The organism is Bradyrhizobium sp. STM 3566, assembly GCF_045571445.1.
GTDB lineage: Bacteria > Pseudomonadota > Alphaproteobacteria > Rhizobiales > Xanthobacteraceae > Bradyrhizobium > Bradyrhizobium vignae.
The window spans coordinates 15,785-33,329 of sequence record NZ_CP120693.1; the positions used below are offsets into that span (position 1 = coordinate 15,785).

Annotated in this window: 13 protein-coding genes; 7 read left to right on the forward strand and 6 right to left on the reverse strand. The window is 58.2% G+C overall.

Annotated elements, in window-relative coordinates; translation table 11 throughout:
- The first annotated feature begins 847 nt into the window (after window positions 1–847).
- Window positions 848–1,726, forward strand: a complete 879-nt coding sequence (locus tag P6U27_RS37305) for a LuxR C-terminal-related transcriptional regulator (protein ID WP_407123321.1) — start codon at window positions 848–850, stop codon at window positions 1,724–1,726.
- A gap of 197 nt (window positions 1,727–1,923) precedes the next feature.
- Here the strand turns inward: P6U27_RS37305 and P6U27_RS37310 are convergent, their stop codons facing one another.
- Window positions 1,924–2,787 carry an alpha/beta fold hydrolase gene (locus P6U27_RS37310; protein ID WP_407123320.1) on the reverse strand — a complete coding sequence of 288 codons (864 nt, stop codon included), beginning with the start codon at window positions 2,785–2,787 and terminating at the stop codon, window positions 1,924–1,926.
- A gap of 649 nt (window positions 2,788–3,436) precedes the next feature.
- On the opposite strand from P6U27_RS37310, the gene P6U27_RS37315 reads away from it, so the two are divergent.
- Window positions 3,437–4,600 (forward strand): LLM class flavin-dependent oxidoreductase, encoded by a 1,164-nt coding sequence (locus P6U27_RS37315; RefSeq protein WP_407123319.1) that lies wholly within the window; start codon window positions 3,437–3,439, stop codon window positions 4,598–4,600.
- A 618-nt stretch (window positions 4,601–5,218) separates the two neighbouring features.
- On the opposite strand, the gene P6U27_RS37320 is transcribed toward P6U27_RS37315, so the two are convergent.
- The 4 genes from P6U27_RS37320 to P6U27_RS37335 form a co-directional block, all read right to left on the reverse strand.
- Window positions 5,219–5,542 carry a hypothetical protein gene (locus tag P6U27_RS37320; protein ID WP_407123318.1) on the reverse strand — a complete coding sequence of 108 codons (324 nt, stop codon included), beginning with the start codon at window positions 5,540–5,542 and terminating at the stop codon, window positions 5,219–5,221.
- Window positions 5,543–5,552: 10 nt separating this feature from the next.
- A complete protein-coding gene (locus P6U27_RS37325) occupies window positions 5,553–6,077 on the reverse strand; it encodes a flavin reductase family protein (RefSeq protein ID WP_407123317.1) in 525 nt (174 codons plus the stop codon).
- Between the two features lie 460 nt (window positions 6,078–6,537).
- Window positions 6,538–8,280 (reverse strand): thiamine pyrophosphate-binding protein, encoded by a 1,743-nt coding sequence (locus P6U27_RS37330; protein ID WP_407194648.1) that lies wholly within the window; start codon window positions 8,278–8,280, stop codon window positions 6,538–6,540.
- Window positions 8,281–8,334: 54 nt separating this feature from the next.
- The gene (locus P6U27_RS37335; protein ID WP_407194649.1) at window positions 8,335–9,510 is read right to left on the reverse strand and encodes an ABC transporter substrate-binding protein; all 1,176 of its coding nucleotides are present in this window, start codon (window positions 9,508–9,510) and stop codon (window positions 8,335–8,337) included.
- A 164-nt stretch (window positions 9,511–9,674) separates the two neighbouring features.
- On the opposite strand from P6U27_RS37335, the gene P6U27_RS37340 reads away from it, so the two are divergent.
- The 5 genes from P6U27_RS37340 (at window position 9,675) to P6U27_RS37360 (ending at window position 16,145) form a co-directional block, all read left to right on the forward strand.
- On the forward strand, window positions 9,675–10,679 hold the full coding sequence (locus tag P6U27_RS37340; RefSeq protein WP_407123516.1) for a VOC family protein: 1,005 nt from the start codon (window positions 9,675–9,677) through the stop codon (window positions 10,677–10,679).
- 138 nt (window positions 10,680–10,817) lie between these two features.
- Window positions 10,818–11,060: a hypothetical protein gene (locus P6U27_RS37345; protein WP_407194650.1), complete on the forward strand. Its 243-nt coding sequence runs from the start codon at window positions 10,818–10,820 to the stop codon at window positions 11,058–11,060.
- Between the two features lie 134 nt (window positions 11,061–11,194).
- Window positions 11,195–14,224 (forward strand): molybdopterin-dependent oxidoreductase, encoded by a 3,030-nt coding sequence (locus tag P6U27_RS37350; RefSeq protein ID WP_407194651.1) that lies wholly within the window; start codon window positions 11,195–11,197, stop codon window positions 14,222–14,224.
- Between the two features lie 15 nt (window positions 14,225–14,239).
- Window positions 14,240–15,085 carry a 4Fe-4S dicluster domain-containing protein gene (locus P6U27_RS37355; RefSeq protein WP_407123313.1) on the forward strand — a complete coding sequence of 282 codons (846 nt, stop codon included), beginning with the start codon at window positions 14,240–14,242 and terminating at the stop codon, window positions 15,083–15,085.
- A gap of 805 nt (window positions 15,086–15,890) precedes the next feature.
- Window positions 15,891–16,145 carry a hypothetical protein gene (locus P6U27_RS37360; protein ID WP_407123312.1) on the forward strand — a complete coding sequence of 85 codons (255 nt, stop codon included), beginning with the start codon at window positions 15,891–15,893 and terminating at the stop codon, window positions 16,143–16,145.
- Between the two features lie 44 nt (window positions 16,146–16,189).
- On the opposite strand, the gene P6U27_RS37365 is transcribed toward P6U27_RS37360, so the two are convergent.
- The gene (locus P6U27_RS37365; protein WP_407123311.1) at window positions 16,190–17,419 is read right to left on the reverse strand and encodes an ABC transporter substrate-binding protein; all 1,230 of its coding nucleotides are present in this window, start codon (window positions 17,417–17,419) and stop codon (window positions 16,190–16,192) included.
- Window positions 17,420–17,545 lie beyond the last annotated feature (126 nt).

Below are 17,545 nucleotides of genomic sequence, written 5' to 3' on the forward strand. Positions count from 1 at the left end.
TTTCAATGGAAATTTGTGCGCCAGGATCGCGGGAAGAGCACCGTCGCGACGTGGTCCGGTCCGATCACCATGATCGGCATCGCGGTGAAACTCGGGAGCCAAACTTTGATGGACGTTTGCAGCCAAGCTTCGCTAACGGGTTTCGCGAGGAACTAGACACGAATTGTAGCGGTCTCGTCGGCAGCGGGCCGGCCGTCTTGGATTCCCTGATCTGGATCGTCGCCTATCACCACATCTGATCTGCTCCGGTTGAGACACCTGAGCTGGCTGGTTCATTAAAATATCGTGGCGAGACCTGCGCCTAATCTACCCGTGGCGCCCGATCACCAAAACCCTTCCTAAGATCCGATGGGATAACATCTAATACGGCCCACGAGGCGCGTTCGGTTAATCACGCGCTTGTATGGCCGGCATCGGTGATGGCCTAAAGCGGTCCCTAAAGGGCCGGGCTTGCGAGCAAGAGATCGATCCCCCCGCGTCCATCAGCGTAAAAAAGTGAACCCGGCACGGCGTGCCGGGTTCAAGTTCGGGCCGCCCCATTGGGCTGCTCGGGAAAACTCGCTCAATCCACGATCGTCCCATCGCCTTTTTCGATCTCGAGAAGCCGCTGAGATTCGAACCAAAAGCCCTCCGCTGCGGCCCCTCCCTGTCGACGTTCCAGCACGATGGAGCGACCGTTCGGCATGTCAGGAGCGTCCCCGTTGCCGCTAGGGGGTGCACAGCGCCAAAACCTGTCGCCCGCTTGAGCGAAACCGGCGGCTTGGCTAGGATACCAGGGCGGAGTCCGACGCATGTCCCCATCTGGGGGGACGTGATTTAGATTGCGACCCGTCGGGATGGAGATGCGATGGTCCGGCGCGATGCTACCCTGGCGCACCAGGAACTGTTGACCGTAACCTTGAACCAGCTGCCCCACGTGATCTCCGCGATCGGTAAGGCGCAATTCGGGCAGGAGCTGCTCGGGCTGCTTGCCGTGGCATGCGATGCGCAACACTGCTCGTTGTCCAGCATCACCAAGGAATCTGCGTCACTGGTGGTCGCCGTCAGCCGTGACGGCACGGACACGTCTCATCGCCAGCTGTCGCAATATTTGACCGAAGACTATTGGCGCGGCGACTCCTTCCTCGCTGCGACGCGCAAGGCGATCGGGCCGCACGGCTACTCGCTCGGCCATATCACGACTGCGAAAATGCCCGAAGCCGAACTGCGGGATCGGATCTACGGCGTTACCAATGTGGGCGAACGCATCCTGCTCTGCGGCCGCATGGAGGACCAGGAACTCGGCTTGAGCATCTTGCGCCGGGAGGAACAGGGCGAGATTACTTCGCAAGAACTGCAGTGCCTCCAGCAGTTTGCGGGCACGCTATTCTCGATTCTTGATCGACATGTGAGGACGAGGTCGGACGAAATCGACTCCTCGCTCGCGCTGACGTCGCTGTCCGAGATCGAAGCCACGTTGCAAGCGAGTTCGATCAAGCTGCCCCGGCGCGAGGTCGAGGTTTGCGCTCGCATCCTTTACGGCATTTCGAGCGCCGGAATGGCCCTCGACCTATGCATCAGCGAGGAAACGGCAATGACCTATCGCAAGCGCGCCTATCAGCGCTTGTCGATCGGCAGCCAACGCGAACTGCTCGTGTGGTATCTGCATGAATGGAGCATGCGGCACGGGTTGCAGATGGCGGGCGCCTTCAATGGGCGTCGCAAACGGGGTGCGCTGGGGCACTAGGTGCACTTTCCGCTTGTCTCGATCGCTGCGCGCGAGACAGGACGCGTGTTGTTGAGGTCGGCTTGCGCGACTGGCGGACCGCCTGGAATGTTCGCCGGTAGCTGACACGGCGCAGACGGGGGCCTAAACGCTTGAGGCTCGAGCCGAAGCCGGAAAGCTCTTGCATCTGTTCGCGCGATGAACAGGTCGAGGGCGCTTCAGACGGCCGGTTTTCCCGCGAGCAACGCCTTGAGCCTTTCGGGTTGGGAGAAGAGGTTCAGGCGCCGGTCCTCCTCAGCGAAGTGCTCGGGCTCGACAACCACGCGGCGCAGGAAGAACGCTACCTCGTCGACGAAGCCACCGATCATGCTCGGCAGCGCCGAAAATTCGTGGTTCTGGGCGTGCAGGATGTGCAGTTCAGGATGGACTCCAGCTTCGCTCAACGCCGCGTATAGGCCCAACGTCGCGGTCACAGGAAGCCCAATGTCGGCAGCGCCGGCCAGAAGGAACGGCGTGGGAAAGGCCGGGTTGACGTAGGTGATCGGGCTGAGCGCGCGCGCCCTCTCCTCGCCCCCGCCGTCCAGGAGCATGTCGACCTGAGGTGGGCGACCCTGCCAGTCACGGGATGTCAGGCTCGGCGGAGCAAAGCACGAAACCACCGCAGCCACGGACGTGCCGGCCCCGTTGCCAAGGACTTGCTCGTAGCCGGATCCGTCGCTGGTCCCTGCGGCCAACAACGCGAGGTGGCCGCCGGCTGAAAAGCCGATCGTTGCTACTTTGGCCGGATCGACGTTCAGGCGAGGCGCATTGGCCTTAACCCAGCGGATCACGGCGCGGACGTCCTCAAGCTGGCCAGGCCAGCGGACATCGGGAAGGAGGCCATACTGCGCGGCGATGGCCAGGAAGCCCTTCTCGGCCAGCAACCGCGCATAGCCATGCATAGCCGAACGGTCCCCGAACCTCCAGCCGCCGCCGTGAAGAAGGATCACAGTCGCGCCGGCGCCGTTCGCGGCCGGACGGAAAACGTCCACGGAAATGGCGCGCTGGTCGGACCTGGCGATGGTCTCGGTTACAAAGTCCATGTCAGAGCTCCGTTCATCTCATCCGTCAAGTCGTGCCGCCCGCTCCGCCGCCTCGGTTTGCAGACGGCGTCCACAAGATTCGAATGATGCACGCCGCCGTCAACGATAAAGCTCCGGCCGACGCTTTGGTTTGCGAATTCGCCGAGTCGACTCGCCGGAATGCGAATGAGCTCGACCAGACGTTCCAACTTAGGTTCGTAGCGAGGTCTTTCGGCCCGCTGCCCAGCTCGCGCCTCGCTTCCGCCGCGGCCACGCTGAGCCCCTTAATAGTGGGACCCCATTGAGGCTTCTGTCCCCATCCGCGGGGACCCGGCCGGAGCCTCCCGGGCCAACTCGAGCGTGTTCGCCTCAGGATGCGCCACCGACGGGTTTGGCCAGCCGTATCGAGCAAGTGTCCCACCCATGCGCATGCGCTTCCGTTGCTCGGACACTCGGATGTCCCCCTGGAGGAGGACAGACAGGGCAGGGACGGTATGCGGAATATACCTCAGTACGGATGCCGAGATGGTGGGTCCTATCAAGGCTTTGGCCCAATTGTGCGCGCTAGTCTCGCTTGGATACCGTTCACCGGCGGGTGGCCGCCGGCGCGCTTGGGTATCGTCACAAATCAGAGCCGGTTGACGCTCGCGATGACAGAGGTTCCGAGAATATGATCAAGACGTGGCAGTTCGAGTTCTGGAGTGTCCGAAACGGCCTTAATTCCGACTACGAAGACGAAGGCGTCGTTCAAGAAACCTTCGACAAGAACATTGATCATCTTGTCGATTTGGAAGACGCTGGCTTCGATGGCGTGTTCTTCAGCGAGCATCACTTCGTCAATACGCTTTCCCCCTGCCCCAACCTCCTGGTCGCCGCGGTGGCTCAGCGGACGAAGCGGCTGCGGCTGGGCGTGTTGGGGAACGTCTTCGCCATGCACCAGCCGCATCGACTTGCCGAAGAGCTAGCCATGCTCGACTATCTGACGCATGGCCGCCTGGAAATCGGCAGCGCAGTGGGCATACCTCCGGAGTTCGCGTTTCTTGGCATCGCACCTCAGGACGTCAGGGCGATGCATGCGGAAGCCGCCCGCTTCATCGAGTTGGCCAAGCAAAACAAGCACGTCACCTTCCACGGCGACCATTTCAATTATGAGGACGTATTGTCCATGCCGCGCCCCAGGAAGGTCAGCTACCGGCGCGAGTGGGCGACGGCCCAGACTGAATCATCGGTCGTCTCGATCGCGAAGCGCAACGCCAAGCTGGCTCTAGGCTTCCAGTCGACGGAAGGCTTGGCTCGCCTCTGCGAGACCTATCGCGAGGCGATGGCGGCCGAAAACCACCCGGCCACGCCTGACGACATACTGATCCGGCGTCAGGTCATGATCTGGGATACGGATGCCGAAGCCGCAGCCTTGCACAGCGAATGCTCGGAGGTCGCCGCGAAGATCCTGCACAAAATGTATGAGGAGCCGGTCGCCAAGGTTTTGGAGAGAATCGGCGGTCAGCTGCCCACAAAAGAAGGGATCGCCTCCGGGGTCAAAGACGCCCAATTCATTCCAAGCGCAGGATCTTCGCCTAAGCCCGCGCCTTCCCTGGCAGAGAGGATCTCGCCTGAAGAGTACATCTTCGGTTCTCCGAAGACCGTTGCCGAGATCATCATCGAGCAATGCCGTAAGACGGGCGCCGCCAACATCGCGGTTTACGAGTCCGTGGCTCTGAATCGAGAGCAGTTGTCGCACCACACCGAACTCTGGAAGAAAGTGATCCCGATCCTCAAGTCGGCCGACGTCCTTCCTGATTTCATCCCATCCAAGGGTCTGGCGGCGTCCGCCTAGAGATCGAGGCGGTCAAGCGAAAGCGCCTGGCCGCCTTATCTCTATCCAGTTCGACCACATTACGACAAACGCGTGGACGCGCGTCCACCGCGAGCTTGCCAAATCTCTGCGGCCGTTGTCCATCAGACGTGTGGCGCGCCACACAGGGACCGTCTCCGTTTTCGATCTGAACCAGATTGACCGATCGACCCGCGCGCCCTAGTTGCTCGCTATGCCCCAGCTCAGGTTGTCGTGCAGATTGCCGGTGACACCGGAGACGTCGGGGAGTGAGATCAATGGCGCTCATCGCGATTGGCCGAAAGGCACAGAAGAAAGGGGCTCTGGAGTGCGCTGGCAGCACACGCTGGGATGGAGAGAAGTTCGTGGGCGACGTTACCGCCTGACATCATGGACCGGAGCGGCTAGCCGCTCGGACTCGTTCCAAACCGCCGGGATGATCGGTTCAGCCTGTGCCTTCACCCTTCACCGCCCTGAAGGCGCCCTCGACCGTGGCCAGCCGCACGACATCTCGCCGGTCAGCGCAACCGCCGTGTCGATGCCGGTCCGCGGCTGCGAGCCGGACTTATTCATGGCACTGATTCCGCGCCGATCGCCGGTGCCCTCAGGATGGACGCGGCCTCACGGTTGAGTTTGTTGGCGCGGATTCTGCGTCGCTTGAGCCGTCAAAAGGCTAAAAGGCTTCATCAGCAGCGCTTTGATTAAATCACGAAGCGCGCGCTCGTCGCAACGCTCGTCGGCCGTCTGAACCGCGACGCCATTTGAGGCCAACAACACGTGCTGGGAAGCACACCATTCCGAATTCCTCAAGGCTGCATGCATCGTCCAGCTTGCGCCAGAGCAGAACTGAACTTCGGATGGAATAGGTTGATTTCGGAGTGGGCACCTAGTCGCCAGCAACGGAAGGGCGCCTTCCGGAGCATTCGTCACGGCCGCATCGTCCATCTAGGACTCGTCAGCCGACCAGGGCAGATACATGCGCCAAGCGGCCATAGGCGCCATGGGCGTAGAGTAGCGGCTTGCCGTTTCCGGCCGCGTGCACCGCGGCAACGTCACCGATGACGAGCAAGTGACTGCCTTCTTCGGTAATCCGACGCACGCGGCAGTCAAATACTGCCGATGCCGTGGACAGCACAGGCGCGCCGGTCAGCCCGACTCGCCATGCCCCTGCCTTGAACTTCAGGTGCGCTGGGAGACCCGTTGCGAACTGCCTGGCGACCTCCTCGTCTTCTTCTGCGAGCACGTTGACCGCAAAAACGCCGTTGGCCCGTATGGCGGCGGCCGTATTGCTGTTCTGATTTACGCAACAGAGCAGCCGCGGCGGGTCGGCGCTGAGACTGCACACGGCCGTGGACGTCAGCCCGCCAAGCCCACCCGGCGCCGCTGGAGGCGCGGGGTCCTCCGATGACCGGTCGGTGGTCACCACGCAGACGGTCCCGGCGAGCCTACGCATGCCCGCTTTGTAGTCAATGGAGTCCATGTGTCCTCCTCCCCCAATCATTCGAAGTCGTAGCCCACGTTCGTGCCGAAGGGCACTGGCGCTCGCGTGCTGTCCGCGCCGAAACTGGGGAAGGAAGACCCTCGAGCGCGGCCCGATATTCCCACCCCCGCTTCCGGCAGTCCCGCCGAGGACCACTATAAGATAGTGTCTCGACTGGCGCTGTCCCCACCTTCAGGGACGACACCAAGTGATGATCGCGCGCTGAAGGCGATCCGAACTTGCTTGCCGTCCCGTCAAAACAGACCTGGATTTCGACGCATCCTATCTTGTGTCGCTTCGGATGCGGACATGCGTGGTCGTGCCTCCGCCTTCGGGGTCGCCGGCTTGCTGTTTGCCGGCGATATTCGGGTGCGTCACAACTTCGCCGTGGCGCGCACCAAAAGCTTAGGCCGCATTCGACAATCCGATGTAAGATCCGGGACAACCTAAGTACCTGAAACTATATCGGTCGAATTCCCTCAAAGACTTCGAACCGACGGGTCGGAGCAGCAATTTCCCTCGAAATCGCCACGTCCAAGATCGCCGGTTTTCCCGACTCCGATGCGCGGCGAAGCGCCGGTGTGATATCAGCCGGGTTCTCCACTCGTTCGCCAAACGCACCAAAGGCGCGCGCGATTGCTGCGTAGTCGGTTGTACGGAACTGATGAAGATCATCCTCAACGTGTCCGTGCCGCAATTTATGACCCATATATTCGAAGCCCAGGGAGGAGTTGTTCAACACTACCGTGATGGTCGGTACGTTGGCGCGCAGCGCCGTCTCCAGGTCACTGAGATGATACCCCAAGCCGCCGTCGCCGGTTAGGCACACGACCCGCCGAGACGAGCCGGCTGCTATTTGTGTCCCGATGGCCGCGGGGAACGCCCACCCTAGTGAGCCAGCGGCTCGGTAGAAGACGTCCCCCACGCCTTTCTGATCGAGCAATGCACCGGCCCAGGCTGCGGCGAAGCCGGTGTCAGCCACCACAATATCGGTCTCCGAGAGGAAATCGTCTAACTGCTTGATGAGAAAGCGCGGGTTGATAGCACCGTCTATCATCTGGACGCTTGCCAGCCTCGCAAACTCTTGCTGCCACGTCTGCAATCGCGCCTGAGCACCCAACGTCCATTCCTTGCCTGGAGTGGATCTCGCGGCTTCAATGAGCATTTGGAGAGCGGATTTGGCGTCCGCGACGATCGATAATTCCTCATCGACAAACGTTCGGCCCAACGTCCGTGCATCGAGATCGACGTGAATGATTTTCGTGCCTTGGGTCGGCAAAGTGAAATCCGCTGTGCCCATGACGCCGAGCTTGGTGCCAATCGCCAGCACAACGTCCGCTTCCGCAAGAACGTCATTTGCCACCTTACGCGAATACACGCCCGCTACACCTATACAGAGAGGATGGGTGCCTCGGATAGCCGACTTCCCGGGTATCGTTGTCAGGACAGGAATCGAGAGAAGTTCGGCAAGCTCCGTGAGTTCATGATGCGCGTTTGCCAGAACAACCCCGCCCCCTGCCAAAATTACCGGACGTTTCGCCGCCACAAGAAGTCGAATGGCTGCCTCAACACTTGCGGTCGACGGTGCAACGGCAAACGCGGGAAACTCGAGAAAGCGCTTTGCGGCACGCAAATCAGGCTTTCCGGGGAACTTGCCCTGCAGGATGTTCGCAGGAATGTCGAGATGTGTCGGACCAGGTATTCCGCTGATGGCCTCGATTACGGCGCGCGTTATCATGTCCGGTATGCGCTTTGCCTCAGCAACCTCGCCATGCCATTTCGTAACGGGAGCGACGCAGGCGGCCTGGTCAATCTCTTGATAGGCGAACCGACCTCGTGTCAGAGTGGACACCGAACTGCTCAGGCTGACGACTGGGCTCTTACCCCAGTATGGGTCCGACAGGCCGCCGACCGTAGCGGTGACGCCGGGTCCGAATTGAGCGTAAGTGAACGTCGGCTTTCGACTGAACCTTGCATAGCCATCAGCCATAAAAACGGCAGATCTCTCGCTGCGCGCGAGCACGACCTTGGTCTGCTTGGCTTCGGACAAGGCAGCAAGTGGATCTTGCGGATGCCCTGTCAGGGTAAACAGGTGTTTCGCGCCGTAAGCCTCGATTGTTCGAGCTACGACTTCGGCGTTGCTGAGCTCAGGACCGGGGTCGGCGGCAATAGATCTATCAGAGGTCGGCAACTCTCCAGCCATTTCGGCACTCCTCATATTAAGACAAACAGCGACAGGCTTGACAACGCCATGTCGTCACTCTCTGCAACCTGGAGGTCCATCACCGAAGGCTTCGTCCGCGTTGATGGTCCGGACCGGCCGGAGATAATCCCAGGGATACTTTGACTCACGAGGAGCCTTGATCCGAAACAATTGGAGATCGTACAGCACGCGCCCGTCTTTTCGAACCGAGGCCCGCTTTCCAAAATAGTCGGCAGGGCTTGCGCGCATGGCCCCCATAACCTTGAGTGGATCGTCGGATCCCACCTGTTTGACGGAATTGAGGTAATGCATGATGGCCGCATAAGTGTTCATTTGCGCCTGCGTGGGCATCTTCGACATCTTGGCAAAGTATCTCTTTGACCAACTGCGTGTGGCGTCATTCTCGTCCCAGTAAAGGCCGGTCGTAACATACGCGCCTTGCGCGTGATCAAGGCCGATCGCGTTGATCTCAGTTAGGAACGTGAGAAATACGATGACCTTCTTGCCGTAGCTCGACAAACCAAATTCGGCGGCTTGGCGAACCGCGTTAGCTGTGTCCGCCCCAACGCTTGTCACGCCCACCACATCAGCTGGGGAGTTTGCCGCAACAAGTAGGAATGAAGCAAAATCAAAAGTTCCGACAGGATATCTTACCTCGCCAACAACCTGGGCTCCAAGCTCAGCGATCTTTTTGCGAGCGGCGCTTTCCATCGTCGCGCCGAATGCAAAATCCGCGGTGAGAAAGAACCATTTCTTTCCGCCATCCTTTACAACTGCTGCAACAGTCCCAGACGCAAGCGCATCGGTATTGTCCATCCAATGCACAGTATATTTGGGGCAATCGGAGGTGATCTCAGTTGACGCCGGTTCAGTGGCCAACAAGATCCGCCCCTTCCGCTCGGTGACATTCTTTACTGCGAGCGCGACGGAAGTGACGGGAACGCCCGCAATGACATCGACGGCCTGGACGTCGATCCAGCGAGCGGCGATGCTCGCTGCATTGTCAGGTTTGTTTTGTGTATCGGCCGTGACGACTTCGATGGGTCTTCCAAGAACGCTGTTGCCAAAGTCCTGAACCGCCATTCGGGCCGCCAGGACGGTCCCCGGGCCGCCTAAGTCGGCAAACGGACCGTTCTGATCATTAAGAATTCCGATCTTGATAGATGATTGGCCTGCAGACACCGGGCCGCCGATGATTGCTAAGGCTGCTGCGAGAGCAATGATTTTCATTCGCTTGATCCGAAACTGCGGCTCATCTCAAAGAAAGGCATCGTTGACTCAAATCCGTAATCCAATTACGCTATATATAATTTTTACGTCAACCCCCTAAATGACCGGCATCGCGTTTCCGAATGGAGGGACGCGAACGGCAGGGACCAACGAAAGCATTCGCTATGGCGCTTACTGGACTTGGCTACGTCGGGATTCGGTCACAACAACTCGAAAACTGGTCGTCGTATGCGCTCAATCTCCTGGGCTTACAGGAAGTTGACCGGAGTCGATCAACCCGCGCTTTTCGGATGGATGATCGCCGTCAGCGGCTCATCGTTAATGAGACAAGCGGCGAAGGGCTTGACTTCTTCGGTTGGGAAGTTGCGGATGCGACTGCCTTAAATCATCTTGCTGCGCGTCTGGATAACGCCGGCGTGACCGTTCGCATGGGGAGCAAGAGCTTGGCGATGCAGCGGTTCGTCACGGGACTAATCGAATTCAGTGATCCCGTTGGAAACCGGCTGGAAGCGTTTTACGGACCGCAGGTCGCCGAAGACAATTTCGTACCTGGAAGAAATTTGTCCGGCTTTGTGACTGGAGCGTTGGGAATGGGCCACATCGTGCTAAGCGTCGATCGGCTTGACGCGGTGATCCCGTTTTATCGAGATCTCCTGGGCTTTAAGCTCAGTGACTATTTCACACGCCCATTTCGGATTTACTTCTTTCATGTCAATCAGCGACATCACAGTTTGGCGCTGCTAGAGACCGGCACAAACGGAATACACCACATCATGATGGAGTTGTTCAATCTGGACGATGTAGGCCAAGCCTATGACATTCAGCTCACGCAACCTGAGGGCATCGGCGCAACTTTCGGTCGGCACAGCAATGACTACATGACTTCGTTCTACTCCTTCAGCCCTTCACGGTTCATGGTGGAGTATGGGTGGGGTGGACGGATCGTCGACCCTGACTGGACAGGCGGAGAAGTCCCCGAGGGACCCAGCTTGTGGGGCCATGAGAGAACATGGCTGCCGCCCGAACGCCAGGCCGAGGCGCGCGAGATGCGAATGCAGGCTGCGCGTGACGGTATACGTCACCCGGTTAACGTCATGGACGGCAATTATCGGCTCAGCCCAGGGGTTTGTCCCTGGGTCGATAAAACACTCCTCGAAGAACGAAGTTGAACGGCCTAATTCCCCGCGTTCGTGCCGAGGGTGGGAGGTCGCTCTTCTGAACTGACTGGCTAATCTTTGGGCTGCGCCCCAAGCTGTGGGAGAGGCGGCGCATCACATTGAAAAGCGATGTTGCGGGCCCGCTGTCATTTGAACGACTATATTCCCCACCACATCAACAATGCTTACGGCCTCGACCAATTGGCTCTGGGCGTCAAAAATTGGTGCGCTTACCGGTCGATGCTCGCGCGCCAAACAAGCGCGCTATGTGCAGGTGTCACGTCTTGGCCGAAGCCGTCAGCAGGCCCTTTTCTGTTTGAGATAGAAACTACGCCGCCCTGTCCATCAGGGCTCATCGAACTCGCCGCCGATGCCATCGTCTTCATGGTTTGACGCGTCCCCCCAGACATTGTTCTTAGCGCACCTGTCCCCGACCAGAAGATGGGAGCCACCACCCTTGACATCCTTAGCCGATTTCACGATCCATAATCGGATTACATCCTGAGTAACTAGAGGCGGTGCCACCAATGACAGCGGGAGGCGGATTTAGCCGGGCAGCCGGTGCGTTAGATGAGATCAAGTTTAGCGCGATCCTCCGCGCGCTCTCCTTGCTGTTCCGCAGCCGCTCGGCAGTCGATCGCAGTTTCAGAGCGCGAACTCGGGAAAAGAAGGGCATTGCGCAGATCCGAACAAGGGACGGCCGCGTAGCACGCTATTTCGTCTTTTCCGGAAAGGATGTCCGGACGCATGCAGGACTCCATGCAAATCCTGACGCGGTGTTAACGCTTGAGACCGCCTCACTCGGGGCCAGACTGATGATGCCGCCTATCAATTGGCTGGAACAGGTTAACGCCCAAAAGAACTTCCAACTGACCCTGGATGGGCCGGAGGAGTTTGCCTGCTGGTTTGTGCAATTGATCATGGCCGCGGCGCGGGTTCCTTGGCCTGTTGGCGAGGCAATGATGGATGGATCGCGTCGCTTCACTTCCATGACCAATGGTGGACCTTGCCACGTCTGGGTACGAGACGGGCGAATCGTGCGTATCACGCCCATCGATCTCACGGCTGAAGACGGCCCATCGTGGGCTATCGAAGCGCGCGGGAAGCGTTTCGTGCCGCCCAGGCAGGCAACGATTTCGCCTCATACCTTGACCTGGAAGTCACTCGTCTATTCCCCCGATCGCCTGCTTCATCCGATGAAGCGTATTGATTTTGATCCACATGGCGAACGCAATCCCGGTAAACGCGGACTGTCTGGATACGAGCGTATCTCGTGGGATGAAGCGCTCAATATTGTTACATCAGAGATCATCCGCCTGAAGTCTGCGCATGGTCCCAGTGCAATCACTTTTAATCATCCCGCACACCACAATTGGGGAAATATTGGATACTGGCTCAGCAGCCTCTATCGTTTTGCGAACCTAGTCGGCCATACCAAAGTCAATCACAATCCAGACAGTTGGGAGGGCTGGTTTTGGGGCGCGATGCATCATTGGGGCCAAAGCATGCGCCTGGGAACAGCGGAGCCCTACAGCACTGTAGAGGATCTACTTAAGCACGCGGAGATGGTGGTCTTTTGGTCGAGCGATCCGGAGGCTACGAACGGCCTTTACGGTGGGCAGGAGGGAACAGTTCGGCGACTTTGGATCCGAGAGCTTGGTATCCCGACCGTCCACATCGACCCCTACCTCAACAACACCGCCGCCTTCCTTGGCGGAAAGTGGATCTCGCCCCGGCCAGGCACTGACACGGCGATGGCACTCGCAATCGCTTACATTTGGATACAGGAAGGCCTCTACGATAGGGATTTCGTGCGTCGTCGTACCGAGGGGTTCGAAACCTGGAAGGATTACATCCTCGGTTACACGGACGGTGTCGCAAAGTCTCCCGAGTGGCAGCAGGAAGAGACCGGCGTGCCAGCGCGAACCGTTCGCGCCTTGGCGCGAGAATGGGGGCGCAAGCGCACATATCTCGCAGCTGGTGGTTGGGGTAACGGCTTTGGAGGTGCCGGACGGGCACCGACAGGTGTGCAATGGGCGCGTTCGATGGTTTGCCTTCTTGCCCTACAAGGCTTTGGACGCGAGGGGGTCAATTTCGGAAACCTTCAGTTTGGAACGCCTATCGACCACACCTTTTGGTTCCCGGGATACGCGGACGGCGGCATCTCTGGGGACTTGACTAATACGGGCGCAGCCATCGCGCTGTATCAGCGCATGCCTCATCTGCCGACGATGAATTCGGTGCAGCAGCAAGTGCCCAGAATGCAGTTGCCCGAGGCTATACTTACGGGGAAGGCAGAAGGTTTCCCCCGCGATGGGCGGTCGATCGGCGGGCAGTTCGCCAAAATTCGCTATCCAGCACCAGGCGCTTCTCCGATCCGAATGATCTACAAATACGGGAGCTCCAATTTCGGGACTATGTCCGGAAGCAATCGCTACGTTGAGATGTATCGTTCTCCCAACCTGGAGTTCGTCGTCAATCAATCAATCTGGAATGAGGGGGAGAGCCGCTTCGCTGACATCATTCTCCCTGCCTGCACCAGCTTCGAACGTTGGGACATCAGTGAGTGGGCCAACATGGCTGGATATGGACATCACGGCCATGCCCAAGTCAACCATCGAGTGATCACGCTCCAGCACAAATGCATAGAGCCCCTGGGTGAATCGCGATCCGACTATGAAATTTTCTATGCGTTGTCCAGGAAACTCGGCTTAGGTGCCCTCTTCTCCGAAGGCATGGATGAACTCGGCTGGGTCCAACGCATGTTCGAGGCGTCCGACTTGTCCAAGAAGATAACGTGGCGAAGGTTCCTAAAGCGCGGTTACTATGTCGTTCCGCCACCCAGCCCCGAACACCGGCCTCCGGTCGCGTTCAGATGGTTCTATGAGGGACGTCCAAAGGACACACCTGAGCCTTCTCCGCTTGCAAGCGAATATGCCGGACAATTCAGAAACGGCTTTCAGACTCAGAGCGGGAAATTCGAGTTCGAATGTCAGAGTCTTGCAACGTACGATCCTCACGACGAGGAGCGTTCACCGATTCTCAAGTATCAGCGCTCGTGGGAAGGTTATCATTCCGAGCGGCATGAACGTTATCCGTTTCAGCTGATCACGCCCCATCCACGCTTCAGCTTCCACTCGCATAACGATGGCAAGAGTGGCTTTCTCAATGGAGTGAGGGATCACCGCAGAAAGGTCGGCAATTCTTATTACTTGGTGTTGAGGATCAACATCAGTGATGCGATCGAACGCGGCATCCAGGAAAATGATTTGGTCCGCGTCTATAATGACCGAGGTAGCGTTATCTGCGTCGCTGTTCCGACGGCGCGGCTGGGACGCGGCATGGTCCATGGCTACGAATCATCGGCGCGCTACGAGCCGATTGTAAGCCAGGCAGGTATCATTGACCGCGGCGGTTCGCTCAATACGCTGACGTCGAAGCGCCCCATGATCGCAAATTCGCACTCTATTGCCGCCAGTGCGTGCCTAGTTGACATTGAACGGTGCGACCTGGCCGAGATTGAGGCTGCATTCGCTGAATCAACCGTTTGCCGATGACTCAGGATATTTGCCATGGACAAGTGGACGCTTTTATTTGACGTCGGGCGATGCACGAACTGCAATAACTGCCGGCTCGCTACGCAAGATGAGCACGTCGGAAATAGCTTTCCCGGTTATTCCGCCGCTATGGCCGCTAACGGCCATGCGTGGATAGAAATACACACAAATGAGCGCGGGCAAGGAGATATGGTCGACGTCGCCTATCTCGCCGTCATGTGCCAGCACTGTGCTGATCCTCCTTGTGCTGCGGCTGCTCCGCCGGGAGCCGTACGGAGACGGCCCGACGGGATCGTATTGATTGATCCAGACCTAAGCCGCGGATGCAAGAGTATGGTGGAGGCCTGCCCTTATGGAGCCATTCATTGGAACGAGATTGAGGAGGTGCCTCAACACTGGAACTTTGATGCGCATCTGATTGATCAGGGGTGGACCGCGCCCAGGGCAGCGCAAGCGTGTCCAACAGGAGCTATGCGCGCGCTCAAAATGTCTGATCAGGAATACGAAAGCCTACTTGCAACCGGGACCGTGTCCGATCTGCGGCCGGCCCTGAAGTCGCGCCCTCGTGTCCTGTACCAAAACTTGAAGCGATTTACGTCAGCGTTTGTGGGAGGGACTATCGTGCAAAACGTCGGGGGCGTGGAGGAATGCAAGCCGGGCGTGCCTGTGCGTCTGCTGAAAGAGGGCGTCTTGGTTGGCCAAACTGAATCCGATGTGTTCGGAGACTTCAAGATTCAAAATCTAAATCCCAGTCCCGCTGAATTAGTCTTGTGTTTGGGAGACAGTGACGTTGTATCACGACGATTCAAGCTCGAACAGAGTCTCTATCTTGGCGTAATCCAGTTGGCTGAAACGACCTAGGCCGCAACTATCACCTGCCATTGTGTTTTTGCCCGGCTGAGAGCGATAGCCTTGCCGAAAATTCGGACTTTTGCTCTTACGCCTTCTCTTGGGTATCCGGGCGCTGAGACCACAGTCAAACGAGCCATTTGATCAATGTCGACCTCGAATGTCGAAACCCACCGGGCCACAACATGTCTTTTGCGTGTAGTTGGGAATAGATCCGCTGGTGCCACCCGTCGCGTGCCATGGAAAACGGCCCCTCGCATTGCCTCAGTTAACAATGTTACCGAAGCGCCCCAGCTGTCGCCGAAGTTGGACGCCGCGGCTCCGAGCACGCTCGCGAAGCGCGCCCTCCAGAGCGCCGTAGCGAGCGAGCGGCTTCCGGTGATTCGGCGAAGCAACCCGTGGCATCTACAGACCGAGCCACGAAGCTTGGACCGATAGTATGGTTTCTGTGCTTCTGATGAGCTCTCGAGGGGCCTTTGATCGCCAATTCGTCACCAACCGCTGCACCATACGCCGCTGACGGCCACTGAACTGAGCGGGCGCATGCGCTGCCAGCCGGGAGAGAAGATCGACCGCGGACAAGTGCGGAGCTCAATTAAGAGCAGAGATCCGGTCTCGTGGCCCTCGATTTCAAGCCGCAGATGCCGAGCTTGTTGGATGGGGCGGGCGTAAGGGGGAACAGAGTGTCAGTCGATCCCGCAGGCATTTTTGATCCTCTTGGGTCAAACCCCTTCGATTTGAGGTACCCGCTCTTGAGAGCGGCCCTTCGGTCAAGCGTCGCCGAATCTACGGACAGGCCTGGAAACCGGGTCGCACGATGAACAAGACCAAGTCTTGCGGTAGCCTAGATCACGACAACTACCGCATCCCGTCGTGCTGCACACTGAAACATCCACACGCCGCACCAGATTGGTGCGGCGGAACGCTTGCTGCAAGGTTTAAACATCAAAGCGCCAAGCGTATCGTCGATGTAGCTCACCAGATCACAGGCAAGGTCATCGACTGGATATCAGATGCGACGCTCGCGATTCGAAGGACATACGAAATGCGCACTTCAGACAGCGCCTCATAATTCGTCGGGCCGCGAGCCACGGCAAGTAGCGCATCGGCTGCCGGTCACAGAGGCGAAGATCTTGGATCTCGCAATTGCCAGCGCGCTCCATCAAATTGTTCTATTCGAAATTCGCGAATGCCTACGTAGTTGTTCGGCGACGTATTTACCTTCAGCCCGGGCAGGAGAAGTCCTGGCGAGAAATCCCTTATAGTTGTGGCTTGCTTCAACACGTTCGACCGACTGAGGTCGTCACCGCACTGCTTCAGGACGTAAACCATCGTTTGCGCCGCCATATATCCCATCACGGCGCTCGGATTCGCCAAGTCTACGTCGGGATTGTACTTCGTCATAAATTCGCGGAACTCGGCGACATCTGGGTCGTCCTTCCAGGTCGGATCGGTGGGATCTTTGGTATATGTTATCGAGAAAATATCCTTGGCGTTATCGAGTCCGGCCGGCTGAAGCACTGTTGCAATATTCGTTTGCGAGCTCGAAACGATGAAGAGCGGTTTCCATCCGAGTTCGGCAACCTTACGGATAACCTGGGCTCCGGCCTTTGGCGTTCCAAACGCTACGAGCACGTTTGCGCCTGAGGCTTTTGCTCTAACGACTTGTGAATCCATGACAGGATCTGTCGGTTCGTACGAAATTCTCGCAGCAATCTTTTCGGAACCGACATCCTCCAATCCGATTTCGAGACCTCTGATCGCCTCACGACCCGAATCGTCGTTTTGATAGATTATTGCCACTTTTGCGTCGGGTCGGGTTTCACGAATGAACTTCCCATAGAAGGCTGCTTCCGCTTCAATCGTGGGAGTAAAGCCCGTAGTCCAGGGGTACGCCTTAGGGTCATTGAACCTGGAGGCGCCGGTCGCGACGAAGAGCTGCGGAATTTTCTTCGCATTCAGATACTTCTGGATCGCAGCATTTGTGGGTGTCCCGAGACTCTGAAAAAGCGCGAGGACGTCGTCGTTCTCCACCAGCCGACGAACCTGTTCGACCGCCTTGGGAGGACTATAAGCATCATCGTAGGAGATAAACTTGATCAGGCGATGATTCACGCCCCCCTGCTTGTTGATCATTTCGAAGTAGGCCGCAGCGGTTTTCCCTATCGCCGAAAGGCTTGATACGGGTCCGCTATAAGGCATCAAGTTTCCCAGGCGAATCTCTGTTTCTGTGTATCCTGGACCATACTGTTCCGCCGCCTGGATTGCATGGACGTGTGCCACACCGATCGCGATGGCACCTAATAGCATTCCTCCCCTAACGAGTTGCATCAGACCAATCCTCATGAGCTGCCTCCCATATTCCAAGCTTTTCAATGCCGCACGCCGCGGCGACAATTAGTACCGGTGTTCTCCGCTCGGATGCGGACTCGGTGCTGCGCTTAATCGTGGTTCACCGACTGACTTTGTGAT